Source organism: Bacillus sp. FSL W8-0640 (assembly GCF_038007725.1).
Lineage (GTDB): Bacteria > Bacillota > Bacilli > Bacillales > Bacillaceae_G > Bacillus_A > Bacillus_A cereus.
On the sequence record NZ_JBBOXT010000001.1, the window covers coordinates 2,094,805 to 2,115,503 of the forward strand.

Below are 20,699 nucleotides of genomic sequence, written 5' to 3' on the forward strand. Positions count from 1 at the left end.
AGAAATATACAAATTTATATGTTTGAAATGACCGTTCATTACAAAATGAGCGGTTTTTTTGTGCATACTTATACATTTTTTCAAAAAAGTATTCCATTTTTGCTCATTTTCTTTTAGAATAAGTAATGTTTTCCTGAAAAAATATAAGAGAAACGTCTATTAGAGAAAAAGGTGACTTTAATAGTTGAACGAACATAACACCTAGAATGACAGATGGGGTGGTACAAATAGAAAAGAAGTTAGGATTTTTTCCATTAATCGCATTAGTAGTTGGAACAATGGTTGGTGGCGGTGTTTTTAGTTTACCGCATGATTTAGCAGTAGGAGCAAACAGTGGTGCAATAATAATTGGCTGGTGTATTACAGCGATGGGAATGATTCCCCTTGCGCTCGTATATCAAACGTTAGCAAGACAAAAACCGGAACTTGAAGGTGGAATTTATAGTTATGCACGTGCTGGTTTTGGTGAATATATTGGATTTAATAGTGCTTGGGGATATTGGCTAGCAGGAATCTTAGGTAATGTCGCAACAATTATGTTACTGTTTAGTACATTAGGTTATTTCTTTCCAATTTTCAAAGGAGGAAATAATGTTGCGTCTATCGTTGGGGCATCACTTTTATTATGGACACTTCATTTTCTAATTTTATTTGGGATCCGTGAAGCTTCTATTATGAATGTTATCGCAACAATAGGGAAGTTAGTTCCAATCGTTTTATTTATTGTTGTAATGGTAACAGCCTTTCGCTGGGACACATTTACACATGATTTTTGGGGAGAAGGAACGATCTCACTTTCCGCTATACTTGGTCAAGTGAAAAATACAATGCTTGTAACACTTTGGGTTTTCATTGGAGTTGAAGGAGCGGTTGTATTATCTGGAAGAGCGAAGAATAGTCGAGATGTTGGTAAGGCAACAGTATTGGGACTTATTTTAGTAATGTCCATTTATATTTTAATTTCTGTCCTGTCAATGGGAGCTATGACAAGAGGCGAACTTTCTGTGTTAGAAACTCCGTCAATGGGACATGTATTAGAGCACGTTGTTGGTCCATGGGGTGCAGTTGCGATTAACATCGGATTAGTTGCTTCACTTGTCGGTACATTAATTGGCTGGTTTTTACTTGTTTCTGAAATTTCTCATGTAGCAGGAAAAGATGGCGTATTTCCGAAAGTCTTTACGAAAACAAATAAAAAGCAAACACCGCACATGGCATTATGGATTTCAAATGGTGTTGCCCAAATTATATTTATCATCGTTTTGTTTTCGGAATCAACATATCAAATTATGTATTTCATTGCATCAACATCAATTTTATTACCATATTTATTATCAGCGTTATTCCAATTTAAATTAGTCATTACAAACGAGCTAAAAGACGCAAAATTAAAAAACGGAGCGTTGGCTTTAATTGCTTCTATTTACTCTGTATGGCTTCTTTATGCAGCTGGTTTAAAGAATTTACTACTCGTTTCAATTGTGTATGGAATTGGAATTATTGTTTACACGTTTGCAAGAAAAGAACAAGGGAACCGTTGCTTTGTAGGTGCAGAGAAGTATGTGATGTGGGCAATTATTGTTGCGGCTATCACATCCATATATATGTTATTAACTGGAAATATAAAAATGTAAAAAGTCCTTTTCATTTAAAGGGCTTTTTTCTTTGTTTAGAGAATATTTACTACATAAGATATTCAGGAGGGATGAGAATGGAAGAAAAAGAACAGTTGTCTAGAATAATTGATTTAGCTAGTGAGTTAAGGAAAGTATTAGTACAAGAATCTTTTTTTAATCATCATCCTGAACTAAGAGGAGTCATTGAAAATTTAGCAAGTTCTGTTGAAAATTTGGCGGAATTACAAATAAGTAAAGATGAAAACGCTGAAGATCGATTACGTTACGTACTTGCGAAAATGAAAATTGCTCATAATGCAATTTTACAGGAGAAAAAAGCATTTCCTTCTCATTAATATAAGTTTTTATTTTGAACCTGGCGGATAACGTCAGGTTTTTTATTTCTAGTTTTTCGTTTCTTTCATACACTAAGAATAGTATGAAAAAAGAAGGTGACTAAGGTGAAATTACATAAAGCTCTTCAGCCAAGTTTTATAAAACGAATGTACTATATGAGATTTTTAGGGAAATTTACAAAAGCTGAGAAAGAGAAGAGTGGAGAGAATTTCTTTGTACAATGCTTATCGCCAATACCATTCACTTTACAGGAACAATTTACAAATGAACCATATGTATTTGAAGGGTTATGTAGCAATAAAAAGAATGAAAAAATCTTTTCGGAATTAAAGAAGAGAAAATTAGAAAAGCAACTAGTAATGTTTCGTCTTTATTATGAAAGAGGAAATGTATACGTGGAGTTAATATGTACAGAAGAACCGAAAGAAATAGCAAGCAGCTATAAAATGATTCCGGCACCTAAAGTTACAAATAATAAAAAAAGAGAATCTTTAGAACGAAAACTTAGCAACGGTTATTTATCATTTCTTATGCCAAAATTTCCGAAAGACTTTGAGCCTCCCGAATTATTGTGGCACGATGGAAGACTTTACGGAAACATATCCCTAAAGCCATCAATTAGCTCAATCGCCTATTTTGAACAGAAACGTGAATGTAAATATATAAACTGCAGTGACTGGCCGAAGTATGTAGAAATAGCGGTAGAAGATCAATTATATTTTGTAAGTGATTATGTGTATGAGCAATTAAAAAAACGAATGCATGAAGAAGGTAAGCTAGTTGAAGTAGAGGATATAAAAGTACAAAAAGATGAATGGGAATGGGATGAGCGTGAATCGTCTTTTTTACAGTATGTACAAAGTATGGTGCATAATAAAGGGTTATATTTGGATGAAACGGATATTTATAATTTTCATATAAGTGTAAAAACAAATATGTTAACGATTCTTGGTGGTATACCGGGCATTGGGAAATCACGTTTTGTGCAAACTTATGCAGAAGCATTAGGGTTACAGTATGGGGAAGAGTTGGTTTGGATTCCGATTTCGCCATCGTATCAAGAACCACATGATTTACTTGGTTACCTTCATCCAAATGGTACTTTTATTGAAAGTGAAACGAAGTTAGTTAGGACGTTAATGAAGGCGAAAGAAAATCCAAATCAACTGTATATAATCGTTTTTGATGAAATGAACATGTCTCATATTGAGCATTGGTTTACTCCGTTTCTATCTGTTCTTGAACTTGAAACAAAAAATCGTATTTTAAACTTGTATGAGGGTGTACAGGACATAGAGAATTCAATTCCATCAACAATTGAAATTGGAGAAAATATTATATTTGTAGGTACTGTGAATTTTGATGAAACAACAAAAGAGCTCTCTGATCGATTATTAGATCGAACGAACCTAATAACGTTACAGAAAATTCCGTTTTGTGAGATGGACATGGAACAGGGGAAAGTCGTATTACATCCACCTTTGAAAGTAACAGCGGGAGAATTTCGGATAAATTGGATGAGAAATAAAGCGATGATTGAAGTGTTTTCTGAAGAAGAATTAGAGCTATTAGATAAGTTGCATGTCGTATTGTCATCACATGACGCGTCTAAGGGAATTTCTTTCCGATGTGCAAATGCAATTGCGACTTATTTGCAAAACATACCGTTCCAAAATAACCATACCTATATGATCAGTAGAGAAGAGGGGTTTGATCTACAAATAAAGCAGCGTGTATTGACGAAAATCAGAGGGACCGAAATGATGGTTGGGCCTTTACTTTCTGAAGAAGCAAAAAGGGGGGCGACCTTAGTACCTCTTTTGCAATCTGCACTTGCAAACAGAGTATCTACATTTGAACACTCTTTAGCATATATACGAGAAAAACGTAGAGAACTGGAGCTGTATGGATATGCAAAATGAAGGGCGTTACGAAACAAAAATCGTTGATACGAATGAAACGCTCCCTTTTGTATTAAAGTTAATCATTGGAAATGAGGGGAAAGGAGATTATATTTTATTAAATCGTCTTTGTACATCTACTACAGCATTAGTTCAATGTATTTATAAAGTACAAGAATTAAAACCAATAAGATTGCAGTACAATTATGAAATTCCAATGAATATTACTTTTATATGGAATAAAGTATATGAGGGACAGAAAAATATAAAAGAGGCTCAATATGAAATAAATGAAAAAAAACAAAGAGTATTAATATATGAACATGGGAAAACAGAATTCTTTTATCCATGGCGCTGTGGTTTATACCATTTTGAAGTGCGTATAGAAGATACAACGTATTATGGCGCATTTCAAATCGTACCGAAAAACTTTTTTGATGATCAATTTGAAATGATTCAAGACTATGTGAAGTCAATTTTAAATGAGTTGATTTTGGATAGAGGTTACTATAAAAAGACCTTCTCTGCACTTAGCGATATTGAGGATTCTTCTTATTTAGTGTTACTTAGAAAGTTACCCCAAAAAATGAAAATGATAAAGCAAATCTTTAAGAAAATAGAATCAAGCTCAAAATTTATAAATGAATATAAATGGGAAGGAAAAGAGCGAAGGCCAACAAGAAAAGGAACTATAGTGGCAGAACGAAAACCTTATGCCAAACATTATAATCGTAAGTTTATGGAACAAAAAAATAGTAAGGAAAATGCATTTCTTAAATATAAAGCGATGCAATTTTATCATTATTTAATTGAAGCAAAAAGTTTTTTACGTCAAACAATTGAAATCTTAGAAAGAGAAAAAAAGAAAAAATCAGAAGAGTTTCAAGCCGTAAAAACGATTATACAAACAATTGAGCGTAATGGATCGGTAACTGATAGAGAGAAGCAAAAATATAAAAATATACATTTACTAAAAGAAGCCGATTTACGAAAGAGCTCAATGAAAATACAAGAATATAAAATATTGGCGCATATTGTGCGTGAAAATGTACAATACTTTCAAATGTTAATGCATTCTTCGTTTTGGAGGGAAGTTACTGAAACAAGTAACATGAACTTACATGATTTACCGATACCACATCAACAATTACTACATCATTTAGAAGTACTCCCGCAATATACGGATCAATCTCCATCGTTATTATTTGTTTATAAGCCAACGTTTTTAGTGTATGAATATTACGCTTTTTTTATCGTTATTTCAATTTTAGAGCAAATTGGTTTTGAAGCTAGAAACTCTATCCGTGAACAAATACAAGAACATTTTTATGTAGATGGATTACAAGATGGAACGACAGTAGTTTTAGAACGAGATGATATAAAGGTGCATGTTGCATTTAATGACTTAATTGAAACACATCCTCTTATTGCATTAAGTAAAGGTAGTAATTTTTACAATGGTGAGGATACGAAGAAGCCAGATATTCGCTTAGACTGTTATGTAAAAGAAGATGGGAAATACGTATATAAATCTTCTATTATTATTGAAGTGAAGTATAGTCCAATGTACAATATTTTTCAGCACGTCGGAAATACGAAAGCAACTGAGCAAATGTATAAGTACTGGTCTATAAAGTATGTAGAAGAACAGGATGGAAAGCGAGTCTATTATCGAAGGTCAATTTATGAAGTCATTTGTGTATATCCAGGAAGCCATATGCATAGTAAAAAAATTGAGTCTGGATGCGGTGTTTTCTTGCAGTTATATCCATATAAGACGAAACAAGGGGAAGAGAAATTAGCTGGAAAACATGGGATGGTACAAATTTTTGAAAAATGGTTAAAAAGCATTAAGAAGTAAAAGAAATCCTTTTTCATAAAGGATTTCTTTAGATTAAGAAGAATTATATGCTGTATGGAAAGAAACATAATGTAATTTAGATTTGAAAAGTGATACAAATGTGTTATTAAAAGGAATGTGAGCGCGTGATAAAAGTCGATTAAATTGGAATCTAATTCATTTTGCAGAATATAATAAGTCATAAATATTTTTAGTTGCATACGAAGATTTGTTCTTATATGATAGATAGTGAAAGCGTTATCAAAAACAGAGCGACGATGGGAAAGGCGGTTAAATATGTTCCAGCGTGTTCAAACAAAGGAAGAACATTTTGGGTTCGAGCAACTATGGGGAGATTTTTGTGAAGAAAGAAACTTAATGTTCGTAGAACGTAATTTAAATCCATCACGATTTTTATTAATAGAAGATGAACATCCTATTGGTACAGTGGAATGTATTAAGTATACGGTACCTGAACAATCAAATTCTGAGTTTTTCTATCCGTTTTCTAAAAATGATTTAGTAAAAGATTTGAAGAATGTATATGAAATAGGCAAGTTAAGTATTTCGAAAACGTCTCGTGGGAGAGGACATTTCAAAAGGCTAACAGCTATTTTATTTATACATGCGTTAGAAACAAAAGCTGAATGGTACATTGCAGCAGTAACAAAAAGAATGTATATGTATTTACTTACACTTGGTTTTCCAATTGAGCCAATAGATAATCCATTTCAGTTTCATGATACTTTACAAGGTGTACCAGTAAGAATTCATGCTCGAAAAGGGGTTACGCATTTGTATTCTTTAAAAGAATTTCGTGATGTGATTCAAGGGAATGCTCATGCACAGGCATTAATTGCAGAATACAGTAAAAATATTATGTTAACGAAATAAAGCGAAGTGAATATGTATAATAAAGAGAATAATATTTGTATAGGATATAACTCTTCATTAAAAAAGACCCTTATTATTTTAATAAGGGTCTAAAAATTATAATCCAAATATACTAAAAATCATTTTGCGGCGCTTCGGTTTCTTTTCTCGTTCATATGTTGGTTTTGAATCAGGAGTAATATAAATGGGTTCTTCTTTCGTTAGGGCAGCTTCTAACTTTTGAATTCGCTCTAACATTTCCTCCATTTCACGACGGTGTTGTAAAAGTTGGTACGTGACGACATCATTTGCCTTATCTTGCATTTGTTCTTCCATTCGATCAAGTCTTCTCGTAATAGTGTTTAATTGATCAGCTAATTGCTCAAAATCATTGGGTAATATGTTTTGAACAATTGTATTAACTTGAGTTTTTAATTCCTCAACTTCATTTGAGGAAGCCTTTTGAGTAGATTGAGAATTTTGAGATTGCTCTATTTGAAATCGATGGTGTTCTAACATTTGATCGACATCCTCTTGTGTGAAAATAAAGTGGCCATATTTGTTTTTCTCTATCGTAAGATTTAATTGTTGTGCGATCCGGACAACAGCCTTTGGGCTAACACCTAATTTCTTTGCGATAAATGGTGTTTTATATTCCAAAATAATCCCTCCTATATATATCCTGTTGAATGATTTCGAGCTATGAAGTAAGTTCCCTTCTAGTGCGACAAAAGAAGTGTGGAATCGGCAAAGAAAGTGTTTTTTCACGAAATTGAGTTGAGAAGAATAGTTCGTTTAAATAAAAATGTTTTATCGTAACATTTAGAATAATTTGACGAGTGTAAATGAATTAGATTATCATAATGATAAATATCTTTTTTATGTATGCATATAATATATAAAAAGGTGGTTGCTAATGTAGAATTTTGTTAGAGTATTAGAATGCTTACTTCACTTGAATAAAATTAAGTAGGAGGTGGCTTCCTTGCTTACAAAGTAAGTAAGGAAAAGTATTTGGACATATATAGTATAAGTATAGTGATTGTTTTAATTGCTTTAACGGCATTTTTCGTTGCAGCAGAATTTGCAATTGTTAAAGTGAGAAGTTCACGAATTGACTATTTAATTGCAGAAGGAAATAATCGTGCAACATCGGTCAAAACAGTCATTACAAACTTAGACGAATATTTATCTGCTTGTCAGCTGGGAATTACTGTTACAGCTTTAGGAATTGGGTGGTTTGGTAAACCTGCGTTAAAGCAAATGTTTGATACGCTTTTTGCAAATTGGAATATCTCTACTCAACTAGCAGACATTTTTGCTGTAATTTTAGTGTTTTTGTTAATTACTTTTTTACATGTTGTAATAGGTGAATTGGCCCCAAAAACATTTGCAATTCAAAAATCTGAACAAGTGAGTTTACTTGTTTCTAAGCCGTTAATTTTCTTTTATCGTATTGCATTCCCATTCATTTGGCTATTAAATGGTTCAGCTCGAATCATTACGAAGCTGCTAGGGCTGAAACCGCCGAAGGGACATGATGAGGTTCATTCAGAAGAAGAATTACGGTTGTTAGTTTCAGAAAGTTATAAAAATGGTGAGATTAATCAATCTGAATATAAATATGTGAATAAAATTTTTGAATTTGATGATCGCATTGCAAAAGAAATAATGGTACCTCGAACTGAAATGAATATTATAAGTAAAGAGATGCCTGCTGAAGAAGCTTTGCAAAAAATGTCTCGTGAAAAATATACAAGGTATCCAGTTGTTGATGGCGACAAAGACCACGTAATAGGTTTTGTGAATTTTAAAGATATTTTTACTGAATTTGTACAACATAAAGCTGTTAATAAGAAGACAGTAGAGCAATATATGAGACCAATTATTTTAGTTATCGATTCTATTCCAATTCATGATTTGTTTTTAAAAATGCAAAAAGAAAGAACGCATATTGCTATATTGATAGATGAATATGGTGGAACATCTGGACTTGTTACTGTTGAAGATATTCTGGAAGAAATTGTTGGAGATATTCAGGATGAGTTTGATACGGATGAGCAGCCAGAAATTCAAAAGGTTAGTGAAACGAAGACGATACTAGAGGGAAAAGTACTTGTTAGTGAAGTGAATATGTTATTTGGTTTAGGGATTGATGATGATGGTGTTGATACAATCGGTGGTTGGATTTTAACGAAGAATATAGAGATTGCTGAAGAGGATTCCATTGAAATTGAAAATTATAAGTTTTGTGTGAAAGAATTAGATGGACATTATATAAAAAGATTAGAAGTTACAAAGATAGTAGAATCGATTGTTATTTTAGAAGATGAAAAACAAATTTCGTTACAAGAGCAAATTAGCTCGTAAACTCTGCTATATAGCAGAGTTTTTTTGAGCATAATGTTTTTTGAGGGATAAGGGCTATGATACAATGACATAAGTCAAACCTTTCACTAGGTGAAGTATTGTTGTATACATATATTTGGAAGGAGAAGAAGTATGAAAAAGCATTTATATATAAATGGAGATTGGAAATCTGTAAACACGTATAAACCATTATATGCACCATATTCTGAAGAAACATTAGCGGAAATTGCACAAGGCACGGAAGAAGATGTAAAAGAGGCTGTTACCGCTGCAAAAAATGCAATGACAAAAATGAATACATTATCTGCATATGATCGTGCGACTATTTTAGAGAAAGTTGCACAAAAAATGGATGAAAGAAGAGAAGAATTTGCAGAGATTATTGCAAAAGAAGCTGCAAAACCAATACGTGCTGCAAGGGGAGAAGTAGATCGTACTGTTCAAACATACAAATTTGCAGCTGAAGAAGCGAAGCGTATATATGGTGAGACATTGCCATTAGACGCCGCACCTGGTGCAGATGGGCGTATTGCATATACAATCCGAAAGCCGATTGGGGTTATAGGGGCTATTACACCATTTAATTTCCCATTAAATTTAGTAGCGCATAAAGTTGGACCAGCAATCGCTGCCGGAAATACAGTTGTATTAAAGCCAGCTGATCAAACGCCATTATCATCTTATGCATTAGTTGAGTTATTTGAAGAGGCAGGATTGCCAAATGGAGCTTTAAATATCATTTCTGGTCCTGGCTCCACGGTTGGTGAGGCAATCGTCAAAAATGATTACGTTGCTTCTATTACTTTTACCGGAAGTCCAAAAGTTGGAATCGGAATAAAACAAAAGGCTGGGCTAAAACGAGTTACGTTAGAACTAGGCTCAAATGCTGCTGTTATCATTGATGAAGATGTAGAGTTAACAGATGAAATAATTGAACGTGTAAAATGGGGAGCATTTGTTAATAATGGGCAAGTTTGTATTTCAGTACAACGTGTTTTTGTACATGAAACGAAAATGCATGAATTTCTTTCGAAGCTAAAGAAAGCGATGGAATCAGTTGTTGTTGGTGATCCACTGCTTGAGGAAACGGATGTATCAGCTTTAATTTCAAAAAGAGATGTAGAGCGAATTGATATGTGGGTTCAAGAAGCAATTAAGGAAGGAGCAACTGTTTTATGCGGTGGTAAGAAGCGGGATGCACGAATTTTTGAACCGACTGTATTAAAAAATGTTCCAAATCATGTATCTGTGCAGTGCCAAGAAGTATTCGGTCCACTCATGACAGTAAATACATTTAAAGAATTTGATGAAGCGATTGAGCAAGTAAATAATTCGCGTTACGGCTTACAGGCAGGAGTATTTACAAATAATTTATTTAAAGCAATGCGTGCAATTGATGAGCTAGAGGTTGGTGGTGTCATGATTAATGATATTCCAACGTTCAGAGTAGATCATATGCCTTATGGTGGCGTGAAAGAAAGTGGCACGGGGCGTGAAGGAATTAAATATGCAATAGAAGAAATGACAGAAATGAAATTAGTATGTATTAAAAAATAAAGTAGAAAAACTTAAAACTTGCACTAAAAAACGAGTAGGAAATGTTTACGATTCCATACTCGTTTTTTACGCTTCTAGTAACTATTTAATTAAGTGTAACTTTTACTTCATTTCTTGTTTGAAAATAGTATCTTCTACATAAATTTGTTCTTTATCTACAGCAGTAGCATGAGTTAATACTAAACCGATTGGTGTTTTTGTATCTTTATTTTGAACAATTGTAAAAGGAACATTTTTTTCGTTTGCTAATTTAATGTATTTTGATAAATGTGGGTAAGCAATGCCACCATTTAGGAGGAGTTGTAATGATTGAGAAGGGCGCATGCTACCCGCCACTTCAGAGTATACATTACTTTGCATTACTTGACCGATCGTTAAAGCGATTTCCACACGCTCACGTAATGTAGTTAAATACATATTACGTTCTTCTGGTTTGTTTTGCTTTTGGCCGTAAATGCCTTCTTGGAGATAATCTTCCACATTTTTATTTACCATATTTTTCACACCTTTCATTTTCTATTGTACGCAAGAATTAAAAATGATGCAAAAAAAGTCGTTTTGACTACGGAAATAATGAAAATATGTGAAGGAAAAAGGGGATTTGCATACAATTAGTTAAATAAGAAAGAAAAAATAATTTTATCAACAGAAATTAACAAAATGTGACAAAAATCTATTAACGAATCGTATTTTTTGTGTTAATATTCAAAATATAAAGGGTATTCGTCGTATGGAAATGGAGGGAATGGAGGTTTTTCCAATCGATAAGGATATTAAAGAAATATTTTGTTCACACTTGAAAAACAATAGGCACCAATTCGTAGAGAACTGGAAAAACAAAATGATAATTTCCGAAAAAGATCCATTTAAACTAGAAGTAGTTCAAAATGGAGAGGATTTACTAGAGTTAATTATCGAACTTACTATGGAAGATAAAGATATAAATTATCTTCAACCGTTATGTGAGAAAATTGCTATTGAACGTGCTGGAGCAGATGCGAATATTGGAGATTTTGTTTATAACGCAAACGTGGGAAGAAATGAACTTTTCGAAGCGATGTGTGAATTAGATGTTAGCGCTCGTGAGTTGAAACCAATTATGGCAAAAATACATACTTGTTTTGACAAATTAATTTATTATACCGTTTTAAAATACTCGGAAATTATATCGAAGAATTTAGAGGAAAAACAGCAATATATTAACGAAACACATAAAGAAAGACTGACGATTTTAGGACAAATGTCAGCTAGTTTTGTACATGAATTTCGTAATCCGCTTACTTCCATTATGGGGTTTGTCAAATTATTAAAGGCAGATCATCCGAGTTTATCGTATTTAGATATTATTTCGCATGAATTAGATCAATTAAATTTTCGTATTTCGCAATTTTTACTCGTATCAAAAAAAGAAATGTGGAATGAATCGGAACGGTTTTGGCTTAATGACTTGTTTCAAGACATTATACAATTCTTATATCCGAGTTTGGTCAATGCGAATGTTTTGATTGAAAAGAATTTACCGTATCCAATTCCGCTTGTTGGTTATCGGAGTGAAGTGAGACAAGTATTTTTAAACATATTAATGAATTCAATTGATGCTCTTGAATCAATGAAAGAAGAACGAAAAATTATCATTGATGTATTTGAAGAAGATCAAGCTATTCGAATTGTGATAAAAAATAATGGACCAATGATTCCAGCTGAAAATGTAGAAACGATTTTTGAACCATTTGTAACTACTAAAAAGTTAGGAACTGGTATTGGATTATTTGTATGTAAACAAATTGTGGAAAAACATAATGGATCCATTATGTGTCGATCAGATAACGATTGGACAGAATTTCAAATTGCATTTCAAAAATAAACAGTCTACACCAAATGAATGGTGTAGACTGTTTTAATTTGTGAGTATAACGGCTTCTAATTTAGGATCTTTAGTTGAATAACCTACTATTGAAATTGTATAAATAACATTTGGTTCAACATTGAATTTCGGTATAGTCAATAAAACGTTTTTATTATCTGCGAGTGAAATTTCAATATCTGCTGTACCAGGGCTAACTTGCAAAAAATCGGTTATTTGTTTAAAGAGTACATTTTCAAATAAATGATCTCCATCTTTTAAATCTACATTTACAACAGGGGTATCTGGAGAGAAATGTGCAAAGCGTATTTTTGCTTGACCAGCTGGTAAATGTGTATTATCAAGTATAGGTTGTAATTGTAGGTGATTATCACTATTTATTGCAGCAAGAGTATAAGTATGATTTCCCATTATTGGTACCAACGCTGAAAAGATTGGAGTTTCATTTCCGACAGGAACAATATCTATACGGTATTTACCTTGCACTAATGATAAATAAGGGCTGAATTGCTTAAATGAAATATTTTTAATAACCTTTTGTCCGTTTACTAAAATGTCAACCGCCGGTATATTTGGATCGGCATGAAAAATTCTTATATGTGATGGTAAAGCAGCTTCTTGTGAGTCTCTTGTTTCATACGCCTGTACAAGTTTTGATAGTGCATCGTAATATTTCATATATAATTCTATATATTTTTTAGGGTTACGAAACTGATAGTAACGTGCGAGCTGTTCGTATTGCGTAACTTCTTGTCCATATTTTTCGATTTCAGATTGAGACATGAACATTCCTCCTTTGTCATCATTAAAACTATATGCGAAGCAAGAAAGCGGTTATGCAAAAAAAATGATTTTATAAAGGGAAAATTAAAAAGTGACAACAAATATGTTTTCATAAAGAGGTGCTGGTGCTTACGAGAATTTCACAGAGTAAAGCAGTACATATGACTGTACGAAAGTAAAATAAATGCCAAATTGAAAGTGCATTTCAATTAACATATTGAATACATGTCCAAAAATCGCTAGAAAACTAGGGATTTTTTTAATTATAGGCAAATACACATACAAAGTGATAATTGTCCTACATAAATTATAAAGGAAAGATACTTTGAATCTGAGGAAAGGAGTGCCACTTCGGGATAGGGATATCCCGATAGTAATTGTGAATGAAGTTATGAAAAGGTTTTGTGTTATAGACTGTAGGATGAATTTGTAAACTTCATTTTTCTATTTATTTTAGCAATTGACAGTATTAACCCATAAGAGAGCGTCATGACGAACTGATTAGTGTGGTTAATCGGTTCTTTTTTTATAGTTTAAAAATGAAAAGTTTACATAATGAATAGGAATCTGAATTGATTAGTAAGGTGGGTGTCGAAATTTGTTTTAAAATATGCAATTTAAAGTAGGATAATAGGAAGGAGTTTAACGGGAGTTCCGTCGAAGTGTACAGAATGTCGGTATTTAAGGACAGTTGGCATTATGCTATAAAAACATTTGGTGATGCAGTCATTTCATATAAAAAGGAGGGTCATTTGGGCGTATAGAAAAGGGTTGGTCTTCGGTTTTTTAGTTCTGAATTTTCTGTTTTGTAAAATTTTTTAAGCACTCATTTGTATATTTTATAATAGTTTTTTGATAAATTCACTGCTTTTGCAGAGGATTCTTTTTTATGAAAGAAACGTCAATTTTCTTCATATATATATACAAATTGGAGAAATGGGGGAGCGCTATGCGCGATTACTTAATTAAACCACTTGTTGGTCAGCCGTATCCAATGATTTCACATGGAAAAGGTGTTTATTTGTATGATCAAAATGGCAATAAATATTTTGATGGTTCGTCAGGAGCAATTACGGCAGGTATTGGGCATGGCGTAAAGGAGATTGCAGACGTTATTAAAAAGCAAGCTGAGGAGATTGCTTTCGTTTATAGATCACAGTTTACGAGTGAACCAGCTGAAAAATTAGCGAAGAAGTTAAGTGATTTAAGTGTAGGAGATTTGAACTGGAGTTTTTTTGTAAATAGTGGTACGGAAGCGAATGAAACAGCTATGAAAATTGCAATTCAGCATTTTCAAGAGCGAGGTATTCAAGGGAAACATAAAATTTTATCAAGATGGATGAGTTATCACGGTATTACGATGGGTGCTTTATCAATGTCTGGGCATCCACTACGTAGACAACGTTTCGTATCTATTTTGGAAGATTATCCGACTATACCAGCTCCATATTGTTTCAGATGTCCTGTTCAAAAGGTATATCCAACTTGTCAGCTGGCATGTGCGACTGAACTAGAAAGATCAATTGAAAGAATTGGTGCAGAGCATATTGCTGCTTTTATTGCTGAGCCGATTATCGGAGCAGCTGGAGGCGCGGTTGTTCCGCCGAAAGACTATTATAAAGTCATTAAAGATATTTGTAATCATTACGATATTTTATTTATTGCGGATGAAGTAATGACTGGGCTTGGTCGTACTGGAGCATGGTTTGCGATGGAGCATTGGGGCGTAGAACCGGATATTATGACACTTGGTAAAGGGTTAGGAGCGGGATATACACCGATGGCAGCGACAGTTGTAAGTGATCGTGTTATGGAACCAATATTACGTGGATCACGTTCAGTAATGAGCGGTCATACGTTAAGTGCAAATCCATTGTCTGCAGCAACGGCTTTAGCTGTTATTGAATATATGGAGAAACATAATCTTCCTGAGAAAACAGCAGAAAAGGGAGAGTATTTAATAAAAGGCTTACAGAAAGTTCAGCAACAATCGACAATCATTGCTGATGTGCGCGGAAAAGGGTTGCTAATCGGAGTAGAATTGCAACCGTTTACAAAAGCGTCGGAGCTTATTTCAGTTGCAGCTAAAAACGGCCTGCTTTTATATCAAGCAGTTTCAGGGCAAGCAGGAAAAGAAGATAGTGCGCTGCTTGTAGCACCGCCAATGACAACTACATATTCCGAGTTAGATGAATTACTTTCAATTTTCTCTAAAAGTGTGGAAGAGATGATGCAAAAAGGAGGGCATAGTATCGCATGACAACTATTACAAATACATTCGGTAAATTAAAAGAAATTGAGGAAGTAATTTCTTTGTTCCATGATGATATGACATTAATGTTTGGGGGATTTGGAGGGATTGGATCCCCTCCATCTTTAATACAGGCAATTTTAGAAAAAGGCGTTACAAATTTAAATTTGATTGGAAATGACACTGGATTTCCTGATGTAGGTATCGGTCGTCTTGTTACAAATGAAAGAGTTAAATCAATAATTACTTCTCACATTGGCTCCAATCCAAATGCAGGAAGGCAACTAAACGAGGGAAGATTACAAATTGAGTTTTCTCCGCAGGGAACATTAGCAGAGCGTATTCGCGCTGGTGGCGTTGGTCTTGGTGGTGTTTTAGTTGATGTTGGTGTTGATACGATTGTGGAAGAGGGAAAACGAACAGTTGAAATGAATGGTAAGACCTACTTAGTTGAAACAGCATTAACTGCTGAAGTTTCAATTGTATATGCAAAAAAGGCAGATCCGTTTGGTAACCTTGTATTTGACAAAAGTGCACGAAATATGAATCCTCACGTAGCGATGGCTGGGGATATAACAATTGTAGAAGCGGAAGAAATAGTCCCGCTTGGAAGTTTAGATCCAGAGGAAATTGTCGTTCCAGGTGTTTTCGTAAATTATATTGTACCGTCGGAAGGAGTGAACTGGAAATGGGTATGGGCGTAGAAGTGAGGGATAAGATTGCTAGGCGTGCGGCGAAAGAAATACAAAATGGTATGATTGTAAATTTAGGTATTGGCATACCATCGCTTGTACCAAATCATTTGCCTGACGATATAAATGTTATGTTTCATGCGGAAAATGGAATCGTGGGTATGGGACCAACGCCAAGTAAAGGGAATGAAGACGAAAATTTGTGTAATGCAGCAGGTTTACCAACTTCTCTTATAACAGGAGCGAGTTATTTCGATAGCTGCACAGCGTTTGGGATGATTCGAAAAGGTTTGCTAGACATAACGATTCTTGGTTCATTACAAGTAAGTGAAAAAGGCGATTTAGCAAACTGGATTGTACCTGGAAAACGTGTTCCAGGTATTGGTGGAGCAATGGATTTAGCACAAAAAGCGAAGCGGGTCGTTGTTGTGATGAATCATGTTGATAAGTACGGAAATGCAAAAATTGTTTCAGAGTGTACATTGCCATTAACTTCAAAGAAATGTGTAGATTTAATTATTACTGATATGGCAGTCATGGAGGTAACTCCGAGTGGACTTATATTACAAGAATTAATGAGCCCATACACAGTAGAAGATGTAAAACGACATACAGAAGCTGATTTTCAAATTAGTTCTAACTTACTAGTAATTGAATGAAGGGAGATGTAATATATGGAGCAATTAAAAAAGCAAGTTTGTGATTATATTGAGAGCCATGAAGAGGAAAGTGTGAAATTTTTAAAACGATTAATTCAAGAAAAGAGCGTATCTGGTGATGAAAGCGGTGCGCAGGCAATTGTGATTGAAAAATTACGTGAATTAGGTTTAGATCTCGATATATGGGAGCCCTCCTTTTCTAAAATGAAAGATCATCCTTATTTTGTATCACCCCGTACAAGTTTTTCAGATAGCCCAAATATTGTAGCAACTTTAAAAGGAAGTGGCGACGGGAAATCTATGATATTAAATGGGCATATTGATGTAGTTCCAGAAGGGGATGTGAACCAGTGGGAACATCACCCTTATAGCGGTGAGAAAATAGGGAATCGTATATATGGCCGTGGAACGACGGATATGAAGGGCGGAAATGTCGCACTTATGCTTGCGATGGAAGCGATCATTGAATCTAGTATTGAATTAAAAGGAGACATCTATTTTCAAAGTGTAATAGAAGAGGAAAGTGGCGGAGCAGGGACATTAGCAACTATATTACGAGGATATAAAGCAGATGGTGTCATTATTCCAGAGCCTACTAATATGAAGTTTTTCCCGAAACAACAAGGTTCCATGTGGTTTCGTCTACGTGTAAAAGGGAAAGCTGCACACGGTGGAACGCGCTATGAAGGGGTTAGTGCAATTGAAAAAAGCATGTTTGTTATAGAACATGTAAGAAAGCTAGAGGAGAAAAGAAATAGTCGAATTACAGATCCGTTATTTAAAGGAATTCCAATTCCAATTCCAATTAACATTGGCAAAATTGAAGGAGGGAGTTGGCCAAGTTCTGTTCCCGATGAATTAATTTTAGAAGGAAGATGCGGTGTTGCGCCGAATGAGACTATAGAGGCGGCAAAAGAAGAGTTTGAGAATTGGATTGTTGAATTAAATGATGTGGACAATTGGTTTGTTGAAAATCCGGTAGAAGTAGAATGGTTTGGAGCGAGATGGGTTCCTGGTGAATTAGAAGAAAATCATGAACTCATTACAACACTTCATCATAACTTTGTTGAAATCGAAGGGAACGAACCAATTATTGAAGCATCTCCGTGGGGGACTGATGGAGGTTTATTTACACAAATTGCAAACGTACCAACAATAGTATTTGGTCCAGGAGAGACGAAAGTAGCACACTATCCAAACGAATATATAGAAGTTGATAAAATGATAGCTGCCGCAAAAATTATTGCATGTACATTACTAGATTGGTGTGAGGTGAAAAAATGAAATACTATGAATCTTTTAGAGAACAGACGAATTGTTATACAGTAGAAGGCGTTTTAGATTATTTTAATAAACGTATCCGGGTAGATCACTATACAGGAAATGTTGAAAGTATTATACAGACAATTGACGAACTAGCAGAGAAACATTCTTTCACTAAATGTATTATTAAAGGAAAGGGAGAGCATGTTTCAACATGGCTCTCTTTCGGTTTTTTGTTGGAAGCAACGATACCTCATTATTTTCAAGGACACGATGCATACTTTTTTGTGAAATATAATAATGATGAAAGACGAAATAGTATGCATTGGACTGAGGAAGATACTATATTAAGCGGTGTAAAAGGAAAAGAAATAAAAGAAAAAGTAGTTCCAGAGAAATTTTTGCTGAGAAAAGCGACTGAAGAAGATGCAGAAGAATTAGCAACTGTCTTCGGAAAAGTATTTGAAGTGTATCCGACACCTTTAAATGAAGCGAGTTATGTATTACAGACGATGAAAGAAGACGATACAATTTACTACGTGTATGAATTTGAGGGAAAAATTATTAGTACAGCATCTGCAGAAATGAATATAAAGGAAGGGAATGCAGAATTAACGAATTGTGCTACTTTACCTGAATATCGTAAACATGGATTTATGAAAAGTTTACTAATTAAATTAGAGGAAGAGCTTCGAGAAAGATCTATTTTCTGCTCCTATACAATTGCTCGATCCCTTTCTTTCGGAATGAATGCTGCCTTTCATCAATTAGGCTATACGTATACAGGAAGACTGGCGAATAATTGCTACATTTTCGATAAGTTGGAAGATATGAATATATGGGTGAAAGATCTATCTAGTTATTCGAAAGCAGTAAAACTTCTGTCTCAAAATTTGGTTGTAAAGCAAAACAGTTAGGTGGAGCTGGGTGTTCGAAAAGCTGTACTAATTAGAGTTTCGAGTTATCTAATTAAAATATAAAATTGGTCAAAATTATAGAACGGAATCGTCATGCTTACAATCGCACATAGGTGTGCCGAAAATTCGGCATGTAATTGCCGGATTTTCGGCAAGAGGGGGGATGACATTGCTAGCAGTTTCGACACAAGAAGTCATTGAAGCGATTTTGGGCAGTATTGATGAGGCTATACACGCTGTAGATGAAAATGGAATTACAATATTTTATAATTCTGTAGCTGCAAAACACGATGGATCCAAGATTGAAAAAGTGTTAGGGAAACATCTCTTAGAAGCGTTCCCGTCTTTATCAAGGGAAACGAGTACATTGATGAAAGTACTAGATACAAAAAAACCTATCGTACATCAGGTACAACATTATCAAAATTTAAATGGTGAAGATGTTTGTACAGTAAATACGACGTTACCTATTTTTATAGATGGGAATATTGCTGGGGCTGTTGAAATTGCAAAGGATTACTCTACAATTCAAAAACTTACTGACACAATTGTTGACTTACAGTCGAAAATAAAGCGATCATCTAGAAAAAAAGTGATTAAAAAGCACGCTGCATTTGAGACGATAGTGACAAATGATACGCGGTTTAAACAGACGAAAGAGTTAGCACAAAAAGTAGCACCAACAGACGCGAATGTTTTAATATATGGTGAAACAGGAACAGGAAAAGAACTGTTCGTACAAGCAATTCATGAAGCTTCTAAAAGAAAAAACAAGCCATTTATTGCACAAAACTGTGCAGCTTTACCAGAGTCGCTATTAGAAAGTTTATTGTTTGGAACGACAAAAGGAAGCTATACGGGAGCGATTGAAAGAGCTGGGCTATTTGAACTTGTTGATGGTGGTACATTATTTTTAGATGAACTGAATTCAATGCCACTTGATTTGCAGGCAAAAATGTTACGAGTGTTAGAAGATGGAGTCATTAGAAGAATTGGTGATAATAAGACGAGAAAAGTAGATGTTCGTGTTATTACCGCAATGAACCAGCCTCCAGAAATATGTTTACGAGAGAATAAAATTCGCACTGATTTATATTATCGCTTAAACGTATTTTCATTATATATCCCACCGCTTCGTGAAAGAACTGAGGATGTACTATTATTAGCATCTTATTTTTTGAAAGAATATAATAAAAGTTATAAAAAAGGTGTACTTCAAATTGATGAGGAAGCGAAAGATAGACTGCAAGCTTATCAGTGGCCTGGAAATGTCCGGGAGTTAAAACATACGATTGAACATGCTGTTATTATTGCAGAAGGGAATACATTGACAGCCAATTGTTTACCACGTACATTCCGGAAAGAGAAGTTTTCGAAGAAGAAGGGTATAATGCCACTTAGAGAAGCACTTCATCAAACAGAAAAAGAATTAATAGATCAAGCGTTGATTGAAACGGAAGGGAATATATTACAAGCCGCAAAAATGTTGGGTATCCCTCGTCAAACGCTTCAATATAAACTGAGCAAGTACGACAAAACCGCCGAATAATCGGCGGTTTTTGTGTGTTTGCACCAATAAAAGAGCGTTTACATATATAAAAAGTAATGAATATGATGTTAAGTATTGATTTCATACAACGCTTAAAAATATTTTTTCGCTTATGTAATAGGGTTCTCCGCACATTTACTTATCAACAATGTAAAGTTGGCATAACTATTGCTTATATAAAGGATGAGCGTATAAAAAGGGGGAATA

17 protein-coding genes are annotated in these 20,699 nt (G+C 34.2%); 14 read left to right on the top strand and 3 right to left on the bottom strand.

The window, feature by feature from the left end; all coding sequences use genetic code 11:
• Positions 1-206: 206 nt before the first annotated feature.
• The 5 genes from N2V80_RS10945 (at position 207) to N2V80_RS10965 (ending at position 6,608) form a co-directional block, all read left to right on the top strand.
• Positions 207-1,634: a basic amino acid/polyamine antiporter gene (locus N2V80_RS10945; RefSeq protein ID WP_000129444.1), complete on the top strand. Its 1,428-nt coding sequence runs from the start codon at positions 207-209 to the stop codon at positions 1,632-1,634.
• Between the two features lie 77 nt (positions 1,635-1,711).
• Entirely contained in the window at positions 1,712-1,972 is a 261-nt protein-coding gene (locus tag N2V80_RS10950; RefSeq protein ID WP_000391445.1) for a hypothetical protein, read from the top strand.
• Between the two features lie 105 nt (positions 1,973-2,077).
• Positions 2,078-3,895, top strand: coding sequence for an AAA family ATPase (locus N2V80_RS10955; RefSeq protein WP_061139335.1), 1,818 nt, complete (start codon positions 2,078-2,080; stop codon positions 3,893-3,895).
• Positions 3,885-5,735: a hypothetical protein gene (locus N2V80_RS10960; RefSeq protein WP_001178734.1), complete on the top strand. Its 1,851-nt coding sequence runs from the start codon at positions 3,885-3,887 to the stop codon at positions 5,733-5,735. Before N2V80_RS10955 ends, N2V80_RS10960 begins: the two co-directional genes overlap by 11 nt.
• Positions 5,736-6,011: 276 nt before the next feature.
• Complete coding sequence (locus N2V80_RS10965) at positions 6,012-6,608, top strand: hypothetical protein (RefSeq protein ID WP_000487795.1); 597 nt, start codon at positions 6,012-6,014, stop codon at positions 6,606-6,608.
• Between the two features lie 96 nt (positions 6,609-6,704).
• On the opposite strand, the gene racA is transcribed toward N2V80_RS10965, so the two are convergent.
• Positions 6,705-7,247: a chromosome-anchoring protein RacA gene (gene racA / locus N2V80_RS10970; protein WP_000456021.1), complete on the bottom strand. Its 543-nt coding sequence runs from the start codon at positions 7,245-7,247 to the stop codon at positions 6,705-6,707.
• A gap of 354 nt (positions 7,248-7,601) precedes the next feature.
• Here racA and N2V80_RS10975 point away from each other — a divergent pair, with 354 nt between their 5' ends.
• Together N2V80_RS10975 and N2V80_RS10980 are read left to right on the top strand one after the other, a co-directional pair.
• Complete coding sequence (locus N2V80_RS10975; protein WP_001987328.1) at positions 7,602-8,957, top strand: hemolysin family protein; 1,356 nt, start codon at positions 7,602-7,604, stop codon at positions 8,955-8,957.
• A 132-nt stretch (positions 8,958-9,089) separates the two neighbouring features.
• Entirely contained in the window at positions 9,090-10,514 is a 1,425-nt protein-coding gene (locus tag N2V80_RS10980; protein ID WP_000716458.1) for an aldehyde dehydrogenase family protein, read from the top strand.
• 102 nt (positions 10,515-10,616) lie between these two features.
• On the opposite strand, the gene N2V80_RS10985 is transcribed toward N2V80_RS10980, so the two are convergent.
• Positions 10,617-11,009: a YueI family protein gene (locus N2V80_RS10985; protein WP_000247557.1), complete on the bottom strand. Its 393-nt coding sequence runs from the start codon at positions 11,007-11,009 to the stop codon at positions 10,617-10,619.
• Positions 11,010-11,244: 235 nt separating this feature from the next.
• Here N2V80_RS10985 and N2V80_RS10990 point away from each other — a divergent pair, with 235 nt between their 5' ends.
• Complete coding sequence (locus tag N2V80_RS10990; RefSeq protein ID WP_000425086.1) at positions 11,245-12,378, top strand: BA2291 family sporulation histidine kinase; 1,134 nt, start codon at positions 11,245-11,247, stop codon at positions 12,376-12,378.
• 33 nt (positions 12,379-12,411) lie between these two features.
• Here the strand turns inward: N2V80_RS10990 and N2V80_RS10995 are convergent, their stop codons facing one another.
• Entirely contained in the window at positions 12,412-13,161 is a 750-nt protein-coding gene (locus N2V80_RS10995; protein WP_000083284.1) for a DUF4397 domain-containing protein, read from the bottom strand.
• 949 nt (positions 13,162-14,110) lie between these two features.
• On the opposite strand from N2V80_RS10995, the gene N2V80_RS11000 reads away from it, so the two are divergent.
• The 6 genes from N2V80_RS11000 to rocR all read left to right on the top strand — a co-directional run bounded on the left by N2V80_RS11000 (position 14,111) and on the right by rocR (position 20,492).
• Positions 14,111-15,421 carry an aspartate aminotransferase family protein gene (locus tag N2V80_RS11000; protein ID WP_001205879.1) on the top strand — a complete coding sequence of 437 codons (1,311 nt, stop codon included), beginning with the start codon at positions 14,111-14,113 and terminating at the stop codon, positions 15,419-15,421.
• Positions 15,418-16,116: an acetate CoA-transferase subunit alpha gene (gene atoD, locus N2V80_RS11005; protein ID WP_000208102.1), complete on the top strand. Its 699-nt coding sequence runs from the start codon at positions 15,418-15,420 to the stop codon at positions 16,114-16,116. The genes N2V80_RS11000 and atoD overlap by 4 nt, the downstream gene beginning before the upstream one ends.
• Positions 16,101-16,763, top strand: coding sequence for a CoA transferase subunit B (locus tag N2V80_RS11010; protein WP_061655256.1), 663 nt, complete (start codon positions 16,101-16,103; stop codon positions 16,761-16,763). The genes atoD and N2V80_RS11010 overlap by 16 nt, the downstream gene beginning before the upstream one ends.
• A gap of 15 nt (positions 16,764-16,778) precedes the next feature.
• Positions 16,779-18,047, top strand: coding sequence for a peptidase (locus tag N2V80_RS11015; protein WP_000436691.1), 1,269 nt, complete (start codon positions 16,779-16,781; stop codon positions 18,045-18,047).
• Positions 18,044-18,943, top strand: a complete 900-nt coding sequence (gene ablB, locus N2V80_RS11020) for a putative beta-lysine N-acetyltransferase (RefSeq protein ID WP_000878601.1) — start codon at positions 18,044-18,046, stop codon at positions 18,941-18,943. Before N2V80_RS11015 ends, ablB begins: the two co-directional genes overlap by 4 nt.
• Positions 18,944-19,106: 163 nt before the next feature.
• Positions 19,107-20,492: an arginine utilization transcriptional regulator RocR gene (rocR, locus tag N2V80_RS11025; protein ID WP_011110073.1), complete on the top strand. Its 1,386-nt coding sequence runs from the start codon at positions 19,107-19,109 to the stop codon at positions 20,490-20,492.
• The last annotated feature ends 207 nt before the right edge of the window (positions 20,493-20,699 follow it).

What these genes read in the sequence shown, in the direction of transcription:
- N2V80_RS10990 (WP_000425086.1), top strand. Translation starts at nt 11,245, where the DNA reads ATGGAAATGGAGGGAATGGAGGTTTTTCCAATCGATAAGGATATTAAA.
- ablB (WP_000878601.1), top strand. Translation starts at nt 18,044, where the DNA reads ATGAAATACTATGAATCTTTTAGAGAACAGACGAATTGTTATACAGTA.
- N2V80_RS11000 (WP_001205879.1), top strand. Translation starts at nt 14,111, where the DNA reads ATGCGCGATTACTTAATTAAACCACTTGTTGGTCAGCCGTATCCAATG.
- N2V80_RS10950 (WP_000391445.1), top strand. Translation starts at nt 1,712, where the DNA reads ATGGAAGAAAAAGAACAGTTGTCTAGAATAATTGATTTAGCTAGTGAG.
- N2V80_RS10965 (WP_000487795.1), top strand. Translation starts at nt 6,012, where the DNA reads ATGTTCCAGCGTGTTCAAACAAAGGAAGAACATTTTGGGTTCGAGCAA.
- N2V80_RS10980 (WP_000716458.1), top strand. Translation starts at nt 9,090, where the DNA reads ATGAAAAAGCATTTATATATAAATGGAGATTGGAAATCTGTAAACACG.
- N2V80_RS10960 (WP_001178734.1), top strand. Translation starts at nt 3,885, where the DNA reads ATGCAAAATGAAGGGCGTTACGAAACAAAAATCGTTGATACGAATGAA.
- rocR (WP_011110073.1), top strand. Translation starts at nt 19,107, where the DNA reads ATGACATTGCTAGCAGTTTCGACACAAGAAGTCATTGAAGCGATTTTG.
- N2V80_RS11010 (WP_061655256.1), top strand. Translation starts at nt 16,101, where the DNA reads ATGGGTATGGGCGTAGAAGTGAGGGATAAGATTGCTAGGCGTGCGGCG.
- N2V80_RS11015 (WP_000436691.1), top strand. Translation starts at nt 16,779, where the DNA reads ATGGAGCAATTAAAAAAGCAAGTTTGTGATTATATTGAGAGCCATGAA.
- N2V80_RS10985 (WP_000247557.1), bottom strand. Translation starts at nt 11,009, where the DNA reads ATGGTAAATAAAAATGTGGAAGATTATCTCCAAGAAGGCATTTACGGC.
- N2V80_RS10995 (WP_000083284.1), bottom strand. Translation starts at nt 13,161, where the DNA reads ATGTCTCAATCTGAAATCGAAAAATATGGACAAGAAGTTACGCAATAC.
- N2V80_RS10945 (WP_000129444.1), top strand. Translation starts at nt 207, where the DNA reads ATGACAGATGGGGTGGTACAAATAGAAAAGAAGTTAGGATTTTTTCCA.
- atoD (WP_000208102.1), top strand. Translation starts at nt 15,418, where the DNA reads ATGACAACTATTACAAATACATTCGGTAAATTAAAAGAAATTGAGGAA.